The 16,329-nt window shown below is 44.8% G+C and carries 14 protein-coding genes; 7 read left to right on the top strand and 7 right to left on the bottom strand.

Features of this window, described 5'->3' with window-relative positions; all coding sequences use genetic code 11:
- Nucleotides 1–2: 2 nt before the first annotated feature.
- Nucleotides 3–1,961: a tetratricopeptide repeat-containing sensor histidine kinase gene (locus tag HMPREF9447_RS09630; protein ID WP_009129526.1), complete on the bottom strand. Its 1,959-nt coding sequence runs from the start codon at nucleotides 1,959–1,961 to the stop codon at nucleotides 3–5.
- A 125-nt stretch (nucleotides 1,962–2,086) separates the two neighbouring features.
- On the opposite strand from HMPREF9447_RS09630, the gene folP reads away from it, so the two are divergent.
- From folP to HMPREF9447_RS09610, 4 genes are all read left to right on the top strand, one after another.
- A complete protein-coding gene (folP, locus tag HMPREF9447_RS09625; protein WP_009129525.1) occupies nucleotides 2,087–2,953 on the top strand; it encodes a dihydropteroate synthase in 867 nt (288 codons plus the stop codon).
- A 63-nt stretch (nucleotides 2,954–3,016) separates the two neighbouring features.
- Nucleotides 3,017–3,781, top strand: coding sequence for a diadenylate cyclase CdaA (cdaA, locus tag HMPREF9447_RS09620; RefSeq protein WP_009129524.1), 765 nt, complete (start codon nucleotides 3,017–3,019; stop codon nucleotides 3,779–3,781).
- A gap of 105 nt (nucleotides 3,782–3,886) precedes the next feature.
- Nucleotides 3,887–5,425: a TldD/PmbA family protein gene (locus HMPREF9447_RS09615; protein ID WP_009129523.1), complete on the top strand. Its 1,539-nt coding sequence runs from the start codon at nucleotides 3,887–3,889 to the stop codon at nucleotides 5,423–5,425.
- On the top strand, nucleotides 5,425–6,744 hold the full coding sequence (locus tag HMPREF9447_RS09610) for a TldD/PmbA family protein (protein ID WP_009129522.1): 1,320 nt from the start codon (nucleotides 5,425–5,427) through the stop codon (nucleotides 6,742–6,744). The genes HMPREF9447_RS09615 and HMPREF9447_RS09610 overlap by 1 nt, the downstream gene beginning before the upstream one ends.
- A gap of 516 nt (nucleotides 6,745–7,260) precedes the next feature.
- Here the strand turns inward: HMPREF9447_RS09610 and HMPREF9447_RS09605 are convergent.
- From HMPREF9447_RS09605 to HMPREF9447_RS09590, 4 genes are read right to left on the bottom strand one after another with little or no spacing between them, the layout of a single operon-like run.
- Nucleotides 7,261–8,295, bottom strand: coding sequence for a GNAT family N-acetyltransferase (locus HMPREF9447_RS09605; protein ID WP_009129520.1), 1,035 nt, complete (start codon nucleotides 8,293–8,295; stop codon nucleotides 7,261–7,263).
- 37 nt (nucleotides 8,296–8,332) lie between these two features.
- A complete protein-coding gene (locus HMPREF9447_RS09600) occupies nucleotides 8,333–9,247 on the bottom strand; it encodes a DUF2156 domain-containing protein (RefSeq protein WP_009129519.1) in 915 nt (304 codons plus the stop codon).
- A 54-nt stretch (nucleotides 9,248–9,301) separates the two neighbouring features.
- A complete protein-coding gene (locus HMPREF9447_RS09595; RefSeq protein WP_009129518.1) occupies nucleotides 9,302–9,997 on the bottom strand; it encodes an LrgB family protein in 696 nt (231 codons plus the stop codon).
- Nucleotides 9,994–10,332, bottom strand: a complete 339-nt coding sequence (locus HMPREF9447_RS09590; RefSeq protein WP_009129517.1) for a CidA/LrgA family protein — start codon at nucleotides 10,330–10,332, stop codon at nucleotides 9,994–9,996. The genes HMPREF9447_RS09595 and HMPREF9447_RS09590 overlap by 4 nt, the downstream gene beginning before the upstream one ends.
- A gap of 322 nt (nucleotides 10,333–10,654) precedes the next feature.
- Between HMPREF9447_RS09590 and pta the strand changes: the two genes are divergently transcribed.
- The 3 genes from pta (at nucleotide 10,655) to HMPREF9447_RS09575 (ending at nucleotide 14,471) form a co-directional block, all read left to right on the top strand.
- Nucleotides 10,655–11,665, top strand: a complete 1,011-nt coding sequence (pta, locus tag HMPREF9447_RS09585; protein ID WP_009129516.1) for a phosphate acetyltransferase — start codon at nucleotides 10,655–10,657, stop codon at nucleotides 11,663–11,665.
- 22 nt (nucleotides 11,666–11,687) lie between these two features.
- Entirely contained in the window at nucleotides 11,688–12,890 is a 1,203-nt protein-coding gene (locus HMPREF9447_RS09580) for an acetate kinase (protein WP_009129515.1), read from the top strand.
- 180 nt (nucleotides 12,891–13,070) lie between these two features.
- The gene (locus tag HMPREF9447_RS09575) at nucleotides 13,071–14,471 is read left to right on the top strand and encodes an alkaline phosphatase (protein ID WP_009129514.1); all 1,401 of its coding nucleotides are present in this window, start codon (nucleotides 13,071–13,073) and stop codon (nucleotides 14,469–14,471) included.
- Between the two features lie 96 nt (nucleotides 14,472–14,567).
- On the opposite strand, the gene HMPREF9447_RS09570 is transcribed toward HMPREF9447_RS09575, so the two are convergent.
- Together HMPREF9447_RS09570 and HMPREF9447_RS09565 are read right to left on the bottom strand one after the other, a co-directional pair.
- A complete protein-coding gene (locus HMPREF9447_RS09570; protein WP_009129513.1) occupies nucleotides 14,568–14,777 on the bottom strand; it encodes a hypothetical protein in 210 nt (69 codons plus the stop codon).
- Between the two features lie 115 nt (nucleotides 14,778–14,892).
- Nucleotides 14,893–16,326, bottom strand: a complete 1,434-nt coding sequence (locus HMPREF9447_RS09565) for a polysaccharide deacetylase family protein (RefSeq protein ID WP_009129511.1) — start codon at nucleotides 16,324–16,326, stop codon at nucleotides 14,893–14,895.
- Between the last annotated feature and the right edge of the window lie 3 nt (nucleotides 16,327–16,329).

Raw genomic sequence — 16,329 nt, 5'->3', positions numbered from 1 at the left:
TATCATTTTATAGGTAGGGTTAATATAAAACGGCATCCTTCAGTATATTTACCATCGAGTATAAGGCTGCCGCCCATCTTTTCTATAATGAGGCGTCCAAGTGCTAAGCCCAGTCCGGTTCCTGTAGAAAATGTATCTATTTTAGCAAAACGTTCAAATACAAAATCCTGTTTATCCTGAGGAATACCGATTCCGGTGTCTGTTACGCAAATTGTTAATGACTGTTGTTTAGGAAAGGTATGCCAACTGAGTGTGATGCTACCTTTTTCTGTAAATCGGGCTGAATTGTGAAGCAAGTGTGATACCACTTGTGTGAGACGGCTGGGATTAGTGTGTAAATAGAGTTCTTCCTGCTCCGGTTGGTAGACCAATTCTACTCCCGGTTTGGGCGAACTTTTAGCCTCTTCTATCCATTGGCGGCACAGTGCGTTTATCTCAACTTTAGTGTCGGTGAGGATAGGTGTACCGCTATCAAGGTTTGCCAGTTCGAGCACATTGTCCACCAGTTGAAGCAGATGGTTGCTGCCTTGTTCAATAATGTCGGTATATTCTTTCGACTCTTCATTTTTTTCGGAGATACTGCCAAGTAATTGTGAAAAGCCGACAATCGAGTTCAGCGGAGTGCGTATCTCATGGCTCATATTTTGGATGAACTCTGTTTTCATGCGACTGGCGCTTTGTTCTGCATCTTTAGCCCGGCGCAGAATCTTGTTCAAGCGGACTTCGCGGAAGAACATGAATGCAAAACTTGCTATAATAATACATAAGAGAATAATGAGGCGGCGGCGGTTTTCCAGTAGTATTTCCTGATTCTTCTGTATCAGTTCTTTGTTTTCTTGATTAAGATGTTCCATTCCTAGAATGGTGGCGAATTCTCCTACTGATATATCTTCCTGAGCACTGCTTAGCGAATCGTTGAGTGCAAAAGCATACTCTAAATTGTCAATTGCTTTTAAATACTCTTTTTGGGCAGCATAAATGAGGCCAAGTCTGCGGTATGAGGATGGAGTTGCAAAATCATTTACTTCAAGAATCTCGAGATGAGTGGCCAGAGCCTTGTCATACTCTTTGGTCTTCATATAGTAGTCTGTAGCAACTTCCAGCAGGTTGGTTTTGCGTTTAGTGAGCAACTCGATGTTATTATTGTAATATTGTGTAGCCTCCTCTAATAACTGACGGGCTTTTGTCAGGTCGTTTGTCTGGACATAGTAGCGGAGAGTCCCACACAGGATGTATCCTTGCTGAACTTCATTGAGCACATACTTTTGGGCTTCTTCAAGAGCTTTCCATGCTTTTTCTATTTCGTGAGTTTGAAGATAGCAGTTACTCAATTCAAGATATTTGTTTGTCAGGTTGTACTGGTTCAGATTGTATTTCAGTGTGAGGTCTATCAGCTTTTGACCGTATATGGCAGCCTGCTTATGGAGTTCTTTGGCCTGATAGATGCGCGTCAGTGCCTGATAACAGTTTTGCATGCCATCAATTTCTTCCCGGTCTTCGGCCTCCTGCTGCATTTTATTAGCTTCGTAGAGGGCCAGGTTTAATTTCTTTTGTTTGGTGTAGTAAGTAATGAGACGGTTTGCCCATGCAAAATAGTAATATTGGGGCTGGTTAGTCTTTAAGGCAAACTCTTTGACTTTATTGGTGTAGAAAATCAGGCTGTCTTCTTGCTCTTCGGTAGCGGGACTGAAATAGAAATGGTCTACTTTAGTGGAGAGGGCTACGGCCTGCATCCGTGCATCTCCTTTCTCTGCTGCCATTTGGAAGAGGGTATCTAGCTTTTGCATGACGGAAGGGGAGGTTACTTCTGTCCTGCAACGCTGGTAGTAGACAAATAACGTACTATCTACGTGATATTTTTCTTGTTCGTTTGTTTCTTGTCCGCAAACTCGCCCGGGAGTAAGCAACCAGAAAAATAGTAGGAAAAAAGATGCCGCTCCGGCACTCCTGCATACCTTCATAGTTTACTACTTCTTTCGATTAGTTGTCAATCCCGAGCAAAGTTAATCTGTTTTTTTAGATTTTATGCAATTGTGATAATCTTTTTTGGTTACATTTGCAAAGTATAAACGAAAAAGGACTAACCATGGAAGTATCATCCTCTAAATATATCAATATCAACGGTTCTTTGCTCGACCTTTCCACTCCCCGTGTCATGGGGATATTAAATGTGACGCCCGACTCTTTTTATGCCAGTTCCCGTATGCAGACCGAGGCTGACATAGCCGAACGGGCGCAACAGATATTGGATGAAGGTGCCACCATCATAGATATTGGTGCATACTCTTCCCGCCCGAATGCAGAAAACGTTTCTCCCCGTGAAGAGATGGAGCGCCTGCGCATGGGATTGGAAATTCTGAGCAAAACACATCCCGAAGCTGTTGTGTCTGTCGATACTTTCCGGGCGGACGTGGCACGGATGTGTGTGGAAGAGTATGGGGTGGCAATCATCAATGATATTGCTGCCGGAGAGATGGACACGGATATGTTTCGTACAGTGGCAGAACTGAATGTGCCTTATATCATGATGCACATGCAGGGCACTCCGCAAAGTATGCAGCAACACCCGCATTATGATAATCTTCTGAAAGAAGTTTTTCTATATTTCGCAGAGAGGGTGCAACAATTGCGCGATTTGGGTGTAAAGGATATTATCCTCGACCCCGGTTTCGGTTTTGGGAAAACAGTGGAACATAATTACGAACTTCTGGCACATCTGGAAGAATTTCGTATTTTTGAGTTACCTTTGCTGGTGGGTGTTTCCCGTAAATCCATGATATACCGTCTGCTGGGCAATACTCCGCAGGATGCACTGAACGGAACAACGGTACTTGATACTATCTGCCTGCTGAAAGGGGCTGATATCCTCCGGGTACACGATGTACGTGAAGCCGTGGAAACGGTGAAGATTGTGGAAGCGATGCGGGGATATAGTGATGAGGTGATAGAGTGATAAAGGGAAGTCACTTCGTTCATAGATTTATAATTAATAGTTAATAATTAATAGCTGACTACCGTGTTTTTTGATATTGGCGTAAAAGATATTATCGACGTTCTGTTGGTTGCATTCCTGCTTTACTATACGTATAAGCTGATGAAGGCTTCCGGTTCCATCAATGTGTTTACGGGTATTTTGATATTCATATTGATATGGTTGGTGGTATCTCAGGTATTGGAGATGAAGTTGCTCGGTTCCATCTTTGACAAGTTGGTGAGCGTGGGAGTGGTTGCACTGATTATTCTATTCCAGGATGAAATACGGCGTTTCCTGTTGACGCTTGGTTCGCACCAGCATGCCAGTGCGTTGATAAGGTTCTTTACTGGGAATAAGAAAGAGAGTATGCAACATGATGAGATAATGCCGGTAGTTATGGCGTGTATCAGCATGGGCAAACAGAAAGTAGGGGCTTTGATTGTCATTGAACATAACTTTCCGTTGGACGATGTAGTGCGTACGGGTGAGGTTATCAATGCTGATATTAATCAACGCCTGATAGAGAACATTTTCTTCAAAAATAGTCCTTTGCATGACGGAGCAATGGTTATCAGTAAAGGCCGCATTAAAGCTGCGGGATGTATATTGCCGGTATCGCATAATCTGGATATACCGAAAGAATTGGGATTACGCCATCGTGCGGCAATGGGAATTTCTCAAGAGTCTGATGCAATGGCCATTATCGTTTCTGAGGAAACCGGCTCTATTTCCGTAGCTCACAAAGGACAATTCTACCTGCGCTTGAATGCGGAAGAACTGGAAAGCCTGTTGACGAAAGAAAATTAATGCCCGGTGTGACAAAATGGTAGTAAATTGCGTCTGATAAACTGAATACATAACTGATATAAGAAACATACACTTGATTATTAGCAATCTTAAAGAATAAAAAAGATGGATAGACGGAATTTCTTACGGATGGGGAGTCTGGCGGTATTAGGTTCGCTGGCTGCTCCGTCGCTTGCCCTGCCGGATACGGTTCGGGGAGCTTTGGGAGGAATGGATAATAAATCTGCCGTAGATGCGGCAATGAACCATTTCGGTGTGACGGAAGCTGACTTGAAGAAAGTGCTGACAGTTGCCCTTGAAAAAGGTGGAGATTATGCTGACCTCTATTTTGAGCACTCTTTCAATAACAACGTTAGTCTGATGGACGGCAAGGTAAATAATTGCAGTTCGAATATTGACTTTGGTATGGGAGTACGTGTATTGGCAGGTGACCAGAGTGGTTATGCTTATGTAGAAGGCGTGACTCTGGAAGAAATGCTGCGTGCAGCGCGTACTGCTGCCCGTATTGCCTCTTCGGGTAAGGCCGGCAAACCGGTGGCATTCAAGGAGAAGACGATTGAAAGAGACCGTTACTCTGTAGTGACTCCCTGGGAAGAAGTGAATCTGAAAGCTAAGATGCCTTATTTGCAGAAACTGAATGACAAAGTGTTCTCATTGGATAAACGCGTTCGTAAAGTGCAGGCGGGTTTGAGTGATAACACCACCCATGTATTGTTTTGTAATTCCGAAGGTGTTACGTATTATGATTATCGCCCGATGGTATCCTATATGGCTTTCTGCGTGATGGAAGAAGATGGACGTATGGAAAACAACTATGCCACCCGCTCTTACCGTAAAGGGTTTGAATTCCTGTCGGATGATATTATCGAAGTGCTGGCCCGTGAAGTGGTAGACCATACGGCAATCATGTTCAAGGCCATTAAGCCTAAAGGTGGTGAACTGCCTGTGGTGATGGCTGCCGGTGGTTCGGGTATTTTGTTGCACGAAGCTATAGGACATGCCTTCGAAGCTGATTTCAATCGCAAGAATACTTCTATCTTTGCCGACCAACTGAATAAGAAGGTATGCAACGAGCATATCAGTGTGGTAGATGACGGTACCATTCCTTTCAATCGCGGTTCTGTGAACTTCGATGACGAAGGTGTGGAAGGCCAGAAGACGTATATCGTGAAAGAAGGTGTACTGACCAGTTATCTGCACGACCGCATCAGTTCTAAACATTATGGCGTGGCCCCCACCGGAAACGGTCGCCGCGATACTTTCCGCAATGTGCCTATTCCGCGTATGCGTGCCACTTATATGGAAGCCGGAAACATGAAAGAGGAAGATATTATCTCTACTGTAAAGAATGGTATCTATGCCTATCAGTTCACCAACGGACAGGTACAAATCGGTGCGGGCGACTTTACTTTCTTCGTGAAGTTCGGTTATCTTATCGAAGATGGCAAGTTGACGCAACCCATCAAAGACATCAATATTATTGGTAACGGACCGAAGGCATTGGCAGACATCACTATGGTGGCAAGCAACGACCAGATAGATAACGGTACGTGGACATGTGGCAAGGATGGACAGTCTTGTCCTGTAACCTGCGGCATGCCGTCGGCCTTAGTAAGTAAATTAACGGTAGGAGGAGAAAACTGATGATCACAGACGATAATAAGAAATTGGCTCAATGGGCGATGGACTTCGCTCTGAAGAACGGTTGCCAGGCAGCCAAAGTAATATTGTATGCCAACTCAAATACTTCTTTCGAACTGCGCGATGCTAAGATGGATCGTTTGCAGCAAGCTTCCGAAAGCGGGTTGGGAATAAACCTGTATGTTGACGGACGTTATGGTAATTACTCTACCAACCGTCTGGATAAGAAGGAACTCGAAAGCTTCATTAAGAATGGTATCGAGTCTACCCGTTATCTGGCTGAGGATGAATTTCGCGTGTTGGCAGACCCTGCCCGTTACTATAGAGGTGGTAAGCCCGACCTGAAGATGTTTGATGATAAAATCTTCGGTATCAATCCGGATGATAAGGTTGCCCGTGCCCGTGCTGCCGCAGAAGAAGCATTGGGTAAGAATGACCGCATTATCTCTGTGGAGACTTCTTACAGTGATGGTGAAAATGCTTCTTACCGCTTGATGAGCAATGGCTTTGAAGGAGAGTCCAAATCAACATGGTATTCGGTAAGCGCCAGTGTGGCAGTCAGAGGTGAGGGTGAAGCCCGCCCGTCAGACTATTGGTATGCGAGCACGCTGTTCTATGATGCATTGCCGAAGACGGATATTGGTGCCAAGGCATTGGAACGGGTTTTGCGTAAGTTGGGACAGAAGAAGGCGAAGTCGGGCAAATACACCATGGTGGTTGATCCGATGAGTTCCGGAAGCATGTTGAGTCCTCTGCTTAGTGCACTCTACGGTTCTTCTTTGCAGCAGAAAAATTCTTTCCTGATAGATAAACTGGACCAGAAAGTCGCTTCCGATAAGCTGACGCTGATGGATGATCCGCATGTTATCGGTGCCAATGGTTCGCGTTACTTCGACGGTGAAGGTGTGGCTACGGAACGTCGTCCGATATTTGAGAATGGTGTGCTGAAGACTTACTTCTTCGATACATATAATGCCAAGAAGATGGGGGTAGCTCCCACTATCAGCGGTCCCTCACGCCTGGTGCTGACACCGGGGGATAAAGACCTTAACGGGTTGATTGCTGATGTGAGTAATGGTATTCTTGTAACCGGATTGAATGGTGGTAACAGTAATAGTAATACCGGTGATTTCTCTTATGGTATCGAAGGTTTCCTTATTGAGAACGGTAAATTGACACAGCCTGTCAATGAGATGAACGTTACCGGAAACTTCCTCACGTTGTGGAATTCGCTGGTAGCTATCGGAAATGATGCCCGTAAAGACCGTAGCTGGCTGGTTCCTTCATTAGTGTTTGAAGGAGTAGATTTCAGCGGCCTCTAAAGAAATAGCCTTTGAAGGTTAACATCCCGTTCTTCCTGACCTCAATCATGGAAGAACGGGATTTGGTTTATTGCTCAATAATATAAGTATACTTCCAGCTTATTGAACGTATTCCGGAAGCTTTTGGAACACGTTCGGTAAGCTTTACGAATACGTTCCGAAAGCTTTCTGAATAAACAACCATTCACCTTTTTCATAGTCTCTTTTTAAATGCTTTATTAATAGAAAGATACGGTGAACTCTAATCACTAAAATAATTGCATTCGGGGATTCATCCCTTTCACCTGAAATATCATTGCTTATTCCTGATGGTTACAAGTGATGTAATCATCAGGAACATTGCTTGCTTCAGGGCATAACTGTACCTGTTATAAATTGAAAGAGGTGAACCCGGGAAGAGGATACTTTTCTTGTTCTCCTTCACCCGCTATTGCCTATGAACAGGGCGATGCGGAGAACTGGTGAAACGATGAACCGGGAAATAAGACATTTGTGTAGCAAGATTCTCAATAGAGATTAATTCAGCATCAAACTCATATATGCTTTTTCGCCAGAGAAAATTTTCTCTGTCAATTGCCCGATAGTCAGTCGCTCGTGAGCTCCCGGAATGCGCCTGTGACTATACATGCACTTTCCTTTGTTCAGATAGTAATAACCGTTATTGGCAGACAGTTGCTCGTCCACGAGGTCGATATTCATTTCTTCTTCCGGATGTGTGGCTGCATAGAGCTGAAGGACGGGTTTGGCTTGAATGATGCGTATCATACCCAGATTGAAAGCTGACTGGTCCTTCATGAGAGGCTGAGTGATATGGAGAGTTTCTGCTTGCATTCTCCGGCAAATATGAGTCAGTAGCAGATGCTCCGCTTCGGGAGTATCAGAAAGTAATTCACCAATATGCAAGACGGAAAGGTTCTCATCCGGATAAGCAATGGCAAGAGCGGAAATACCTAACTCATTTGAGAGGGTGAATATGTATCCTTCACTTAAGTTCAGGTCGGCAAGGATGACACGAAAATCGCCCTCTGTATGTTGCAGGCAGCAGGGGCGTTCCTGCATTTTACGATTCAGATACTGGTAGGCGTCTTCGCTATAGTCAGTAAATGTTTGGAATTGCCAGGCAATACCGGTAGGTGGGAAGGTGTCTTTTCCGTCGGCAGGTAAGTGGAACGTACGTTGGCCGTAGTGGAAAGCCGTTACATAGCCCATGCGGGCATAATAATCGAATAACCACGGTTCAGCAGGAATCAGAGTGCTGAAGGCGACATCATTGCGATACATACGTCCGAATGCTTGTGATAGCAGTTCGCGCATTACGCCCCGGCTGCGATAGTCGGGATGGGTACAGGCACCTGAAACGTAGGCTGTAGGCACCTCACTTCCGCAAAAAGTCATAGGATAAGGGAGCATTTGCAAAGCAGCAATGACTTCATCGCCGCTTTCGATAGCGACGTTGACTTCACTGTTGTAACGGAGATGAAAATACATATCCACAAACTCTTTGCTGTCACTGAAACAAAGTTTCCACAGTTTCCTTACTTTCTCACGCATTTCTCTACTTACTACTTTTCATTTATTAATCACTGATTTACCATTTCACGGGTTTTACAGGAGTCTCTTTCAGGCAGGCTACATACTTCTCCAGGATGATGACCGGTTGATAGGACAATTTGGCTTTGCGCAGTCCTTCGATACCCAGGTCTTCTTCGCGGTTGATATAAATATATTGTTCGGGGATATGGTTAGCAAACTCATTGTTTATCATGGCATAAGCACCGTCGATACTGGTGTCGGCCTTTTCCACATGTACGCCAAAGGTGTCCTGGTTGATGGGCATGCCGAATGTGAAAGCTACAATCTTGCCGTCTACATGGAGGATACCGCCTGTCAGACCGAGAGCCTCGAAGTTGTGCAATGCGTAGATAAGTGCGCGGCGTTCGTTGCCGGTACCTTCGTGCTGGTCGCAGTTGTTCACTTTGCACCATTCGGCTTCCAGGTCAAGACACTCCTGTATGCGGTCGGGGGTGAGGGGGACGTATTCATAATTGTAAGTCCGCCGGAATTTGTTGAGATGGTTTCGTTTAGCCTGGAATTTCTTACCTGCCAATGTGGCAAGATCAGTGCGCAGATACAGGTAATCAGCATAATCCCTATCTGCCTCAAAATGAAACTTGTCCGGCATAATGGCTTCCAGGTCTGCACGCATACCTGCGCATACGCCAAGCATACAGAAACGCTCGCCTTCTTGCGTAGCGTCTTCTATCATGTTCTCCAACACTTTCTTTAAATCGCCGTTTCCTACAGGCATCATATATACCAGTTTCTCTCCCGCCCAGAATTTCAGAATGAGGAAACCGTCTTGCACGGCAAACTGGGTGTCGTAAAGAAAGCGCCAGCTACAGAGATTGGAGAATGAAAGGTCACAGTTACGCCGGGGGCTGTTCTGTGTATAGGATGTGATAACTTCTTTGTCTTTAAGTTCGATGTCTTTAAATGAGATCATATAGTCGTTTTCGTTAAGTTGATTACTTAGAATAACAAAGATAAGGAGAAATTGTTATAGCAAACCTAATAATCGCAAAATAGTTGGCGTGAGCAGGGCGGTAAAGATACCGTTCAGAGTCAGACCGAGACTGGCGTACGCTCCGTATTTGCTGCTGATGTCCATTGCAGTGGAAGTTCCTACGGCATGGGCTGCGGCTCCCAGAGATAATCCCTGGGCAATAGGACTGCCTACGCGGGTCAGTTTCAATGTTTTTACGCCAACAATGCTACCCAGTAAACCTACGCAGACCACTACTGCAGCAGTCAGTGATGGAATGCCGCCTAATGTCTTGGCTACCTCCATAGCGATGGGAGTGGTGACGGATTTAGGAGCGAGTGAGTAAATGATTTCTTGCGGTGCTCCCATCAACTTGGCAATCACCACTACTGAAATTACTCCGATGATGCAACCTGCCAGTTGGGAAAGCAGGATAGGAACCAGTTGTTTCTTGATAGCCTCCAACTGTAGATAGAGAGGCACTCCAAGGGCCACCACTGCCGGTTTTAGCCAGAACTCTATGAGATGTCCGCCTTTATTATAGGTTTCATAACTGATATGCGCCATTTTCAGGAAGATAATCAGAATGGCAATGGTCAGCAGAATGGGGTTGAGCAACAGGATGCCCGTTTTCTTCTGCAACACTTTAGAAAAGAAAAACACGCCGAAGGTGACGGCTAACAGGAAAAACTCATTGTCTAAGTAACTCATTTGATTTTACGTGCTAGTTGATGAACCCATCCTGTCACTACCAATACCAACAGGGTGCTGACTAAAGAAGCAATGACTATCGGCCAGAACTGGGCGGCGATAACGTCGAAATAGAGCATGAGAGCTACGCCGGGCGGGATAAAGAAAAATCCCAGATTAGCAACCAGAAAGTCGGATAATCCCTGCACCCATTGCAGCTTAATCCAACCTAATTTTAGGAAAAGGGTGAGCAACAGCATTCCTACGATGCTGGACGGAAGTTTGATATCCGTAAGGAAAACAACCAATTCACCCAAGGCCAGGCATCCGAAAAGGATGGCGCATTGACGGATCATAATACTATTACCTATTTTTATTATTATTAAATTCAACTTCCTTCTGACCGAAAAGGAGCTGTCATTTCATAGAAAGCCTCTCTAATAACTTATCGAAAGCTGAATTGTTTACTGAAAACGCTGCAAAGTTAGGTATTTTGTAGTTTGGTTATCACTGTTCGCTGTGATATATGTCCGAAAATCATTCGTTAGTGTTAAATATTATAATAATTGTGCTTTAGGATATAAAAATACCCCGAATTGCAATGTTGATATTGCAAAATTGTGTACTTTTGCGGCGTGAATAACACGTCTACCGGATATTTATACACAATTTATATATATGCAGAGATTAATTAATGAAATCGTTGAGCGCGCGAAAGCCGACCGCCAACGTATTGTTCTTCCTGAAGGTACGGAAGAACGTACTTTGAAAGCTGCCAATCAAATTTTGACAGACGGAGTTGCTGACTTGATTCTTCTGGGTAATCCGGATGAAATCAATGCTTGTGCAACAGAGTGGGGACTTGGAAACATCAGCAAGGCTACAATCATCAACCCGGAAGATCATCCGAAGAAAGAAGAGTATGCACAATTGCTGTGTGAACTCCGCAAGAAGAAGGGAATGACTATTGAGGAAGCCCGTAAGCTGGTGGTTAATCCGCTTTATCTGGGTTGTCTGATTATAAAGAATGGCGATGCTGACGGTCAGTTGGCTGGTGCACGCAACACAACAGGCGATGTACTTCGTCCGGCTTTGCAAATTATTAAGACGACTCCGGGCATCACTTGTGTATCCGGCGCAATGTTGCTGTTGACACATGCTCCCGAATATGGAAAGAACGGTATTTTGGTAATGGGCGACGTTGCTGTTACTCCGGTTCCTGATGCAGAACAGTTGGCGCAGATTGCTGTTTGCACGGCTCGTACAGCTAAAGCTGTGGTGGGTATGGATCCCAAAGTGGCAATGCTCAGCTTCTCAACCAAAGGCTCTGCTAAACATGAAGTTGTGGATAAAGTTGTTGAGGCTTTGAGAATTGCTAAGGAAATGGATCCGGATTTGGCTATCGATGGTGAATTGCAGGCTGACGCCGCATTGGTTCCGGAAGTAGGAGCCAGCAAAGCACCGGGTTCTGCTATTGCAGGTAATGCGAATGTGCTGATTGTGCCGAGTCTTGAAGTAGGTAATATCTCTTATAAACTGGTACAACGTTTAGGTCATGCTGATGCGGTAGGTCCGATTTTGCAGGGTATTGCCCGTCCGGTGAACGACTTGTCACGCGGTTGCTCCATCGAAGACATTTATCGCATGATTGCCATAACTGCTAACCAAGCTATTGGAGCAAAAAAATAACCATTAAATCTGATATATAAAAATGAAAGTCTTAGTTCTGAATTGCGGTAGCTCGTCCATTAAGTATAAGTTGTTTGATATGGACCATAAGGAAGTTATCGCACAAGGTGGTATTGAAAAAATCGGTCTGCAAGGTTCTTTCCTGAAACTAACTTTGCCTAACGGTGAAAAGAAAGTTCTGGAAAAAGATATTCCTGAACATACAGTAGGCGTGGAGTTTATTTTGGATGCATTGACCAGTCCTGAATATGGTGCCATCAAATCTTTGAATGAAATAAACGCAGTGGGTCACCGTATGGTGCATGGCGGCGAGAAGTTCAGTGAATCTGTGTTACTGACACAAGAAGTTCTGGATGCTTTCACGGCTTGCAATGACTTGGCTCCGCTTCACAATCCTGCTAACCTGAAAGGTGTGAATGCTATCTCTGCCATCCTGCCGAATGTACCGCAGATTGGTGTGTTCGATACAGCATTCCATCAGACTATGCCGGACTATGCCTATTTATATGCTATCCCTTATGAACTTTATAAGAAATACGGTGTACGCCGTTATGGTTTCCACGGAACCTCTCACCGTTACGTTTCACAACGTGTATGTGAGTATTTGGGTGTGAATCCGGAAGGAAAGAAAATCATTACCTGCCATATTGGTAACGGCGGTTCTATCACTGCTGTCAAAGATGGCAAGAGCATGGATACCAGCATGGGGTTGACTCCGTTGGAAGGTCTGATGATGGGTACCCGTAGTGGTGACATCGATGCTGGTGCCGTGACTTTCATCATGGAAAAAGAGAACCTAACTGCTGCCGGTGTATCCGACCTGCTGAACAAGAAGAGCGGTGTAATGGGTATCTTCGGTGTATCCAGTGATATGCGTGAGTTGGAGTCTGCTGTAGCTGCGGGTACCAATGATATGGCTATCCTTACTGAGAAAATGTATTTCTATCGCATCAAGAAGTATATCGGCGCTTATGCTGCTGCTTTGGGTGGCGTAGATATCATTGTATTTACCGGTGGTGTAGGCGAGAACCAGGCTTCCTGTCGTTCAGGTGCTTGCGAAGGTTTGGAATTCATGGGTGTGAAACTGGACTTGGAAAAGAATAAGGTTCGTGGTGAAGAAGCTGTGATTTCTGCCGAAGACTCCAAGGTGAAGGTTGTGGTTATTCCGACTGACGAAGAGTTGATGATTGCCTCGGATACCATGGACATTCTGAACAAGAAATAATCCTTGAAAAGTAGATAACATCGCAATGATGATGTAACAATAATGCCGGAAGCAATGTAGATTGCCTTCCGGCTTTATTTTTTTTACACTATCTGCTCCGTCAGTGGTTTAAATTCCTTATCTTTGGAGGAGAATAAGAGAAAGCGACGTTTATTCAAACTACTTTAAATATACTAACTTATGAAACGATTCATGTATTTATTACTCTTTGTTTTGTTGACAGGCATGACGTATGCACAACAGGCAAAGTATGTATTTTATTTCATCGGTGATGGAATGGGAGTTAATCAGGTAAATGGTACGGAGATGTACTTGGCTGAACAAGAAGGACGCATTGGCGTGACGCCGTTATTGTTTACACAGTTTCCGGCTGTAGGTGTTGCTACCACTTTCTCTGCCACCAACTCTGTAACAGACTCCTCTGCTGCCGGAACCGCTCTTGCCACCGGAGTAAAAACTTATAATGGTGCTATCGGCATGGACGACCAGAAGAATGTAATTCAGTCTGTTGCCGAAAAAGCAAAAAAAGCCGGAAAGAAAGTCGGTGTAACCACCAGTGTTAGTGTAGATCATGCCACTCCTGCAGCGTTCTATGCACATCAACCTGATCGTAACATGTACTATGAAATAGCTCTTGACTTGCCGAAAGCAGGTTTCGATTTCTATGCGGGCGGCGGTTTCCTGAAACCGACTACTACTGCCAATAAGAAAGAGGCTCCGAGTATTTTCCCTATCATTGAGGAGGCTGGTTATACTATCGCGAAAGGCGTAAATGATTTCAAATCTAAGGCTGCCCAAGCTGATAAGATGGTCCTGATTCAGGAAGATGGCGCCACTCCCTCTTGTTTGCCATACTCTATTGACCGCAAAGCCGGTGACCTGACGCTTGCTGAAATCACTGAAAGTGCTATCTCCTTCCTCACCAAAGGTAAGAACAAAGGGTTCTTCCTGATGGTAGAAGGTGGAAAGATTGATTGGTCTTGCCACTCCAACGACCCTGCCACTACTTTCGAAGAGGTGATTGATATGGATAATGCTATCAAAGTAGCTTATGAATTCTATAAGAAACATCCGAAAGAAACCCTGATTGTAGTAACTGCTGACCATGAAACAGGTGGTTTGGGTTTGGGTACAGGTAGATATGAATTGCACCTGAAAGCTTTGAAGAACCAAAAGCAGTCTCAGGATTTACTCTCTATTGCCATCACTGACTTGCGTAAAGCGAAGGGACATGATGTGACTTGGGAAGATGCCAAGGCTTTATTGACTGAGAAGATGGGCTTCTGGAAAGAACTGCCTTTGACTTGGGAACAGGAAAAGATGTTGCGTGATGAATTTGAACAGTCGTTCGTAAAGAATAAAGTGGTATTTGAAGAAACGCTCTATTCGAAGACTGAACCGCTGGCTGCTTCTGCAAGAAAAGTCATGAGCCAGATTGCCATGGTAGGCTGGACAAGTGGTAGCCATACTGCGGGATATGTTCCGGTATATGCAGTGGGAGCAGGTTCCAAAGAATTTGCAGGCAAGTATGATAATACGGAAATCCCGAAACGTATAGCTAAGGTGGCGGGATACAAATAATGTAGTTACAAGCTACGGGCTATAAGCTACAAGTCCCATGCAGTGTAATTGCACAACCACTTGTAGCTTATGGCCCGTAGTAGCTTGTAACTCCTTTCACTTTAGGTCTTCTTTAATCACTTCATCTATTTCCTCTAGGCGTTCTTTTCGGTCCTTTTTAGATTTCACCTTTTGGTTTTTGTATCCGAGGTCTGTATGCTCAGAAACTTCCTCACTGAACTCTTCAAATTTATCCTTCGCCGGACGACCATGCGGGTCAATATTTTCCTCGGCAATCGCATCATTTCTGTAAATCATATCATCCATAACAATTAAGCTTTAATGGTTTATGATGTTATTACAAGATTGCTCGCAGAAAAGTTCCGAAGAACCATACTTTCCCATATCTATTTACAGAAGATTAAATCGGCGAAGTATCTGTTTACAGTGCCGGAAGCAGGTGTTTCCGAATCAAATACGGTTTGGTTTGTCCGTCTTCGGTTCGTGTCGTTACTGCAATTACAGCATCTTTTTCAGGAATAACAAGAATATATTGCCCATTTCTTCCGTCGGCACAGCAAGCTGATGCTTTGGCAATCCATTCTTCCGGGAGCATTTGCTGACCGTTCCATTTCCCTTTTTGCAAGAAGAGTTGCCCCAGCTTGGCAAAATCTTCCGTCTTGAAGAACAATCTCCAGCCGCTGCTATTGATGCTTTGTGGGCTTTTCTGACACTTCACATTGACAATGCCCAACGGACGGAACAAACGCGGATATAAAAAGTCCATGAGTTTCTCTTCATTCGCTTTTGATATGGTGGCGGAGTCCACCCATATGTAGTTTGTGGATTCTGTATCTTGTCCGCCAAACCATTCTTCGGCAATGACCTTGCCATGCTGTACAATCATGATGCTGTGCAGCTCTTGATTGGCTTTCTGCATTGCATCCAGATATTTCTGCATCGCTTTTGCCAGTTTCCCGGGAGTGGTGGCATGGGGAAGACCTTTCGTTAGCTGATTGATAGAAATCAGCTTGATGCCTTTATCTTCAATGGCTTGCTTCACCCGCGGGCTGGTGAGTAAGTCTGTCACCCCTTGTCGATCGAGTGCCACATTCTCATAACCGATATGGAAGACAGGACGCATTTCTTCATTGTCCAATGCCGGATGGTCAAGAAACAGATAGCGTTTACCTGCCTCCAACTTGTTTAGTGAACGAATAAAGCTTTCCTCCTTTTCGGCGCTTGTCCGGTTGGGACCGTCGTAACCAATATAGGTGAACTGGTAATCTTCCGGTGAGTTCATACGGTCGATAGAGGGAAGATGATATTCTTTAGCCAGGCGCAGCACCATTTCATTTACTTCTTTAGTGAAACCGGTAGACAGCATATGCCCTGTCAGATGACTGAGCTGCGGGATATTCTTCAATGCCATCTCTATCTGTGCACGAAATTCCTGCTCCACTTCTTTCAAGTCCCATTTATTCTCCATAACCGACTGTCCGGGATATGCAGGATTGGGCCCCATCATCGGATAAAAGTATCCGTTCTCATCGGTCAGACTGGGGCAGTGTGTCAATGGACGCCACTTCACATTCTCCCATTCGCTGGTAATGACTAAGTGTAATCCGGCATCCAACCCCGGGTTTTCTTTCAGCAGGCGGACGGCTTCCGGATACCAACTGGCTACGGGCATTACTTCTACGGAACGGGCTATTCCGGACTGATACGTTTGGATACAGGCTTCGTTGACAGAGTGAAAAGCGCCGAGGTCATCGATGCGGACGGCGAGGGTAGGGGCGGATTGTCCCCATGCCTGCAGAATACTTGTGGCAAACAGGCATATGCTGAAAAGATACTTCAGTTTTGAGAAGTTCATATA

Origin of the sequence: Bacteroides oleiciplenus YIT 12058 (assembly GCF_000315485.1) — a bacterium.
Classification (GTDB): Bacteria; Bacteroidota; Bacteroidia; order Bacteroidales; family Bacteroidaceae; genus Bacteroides; species Bacteroides oleiciplenus.
This window is presented reverse-complemented; position numbering and strand designations above follow the sequence as displayed.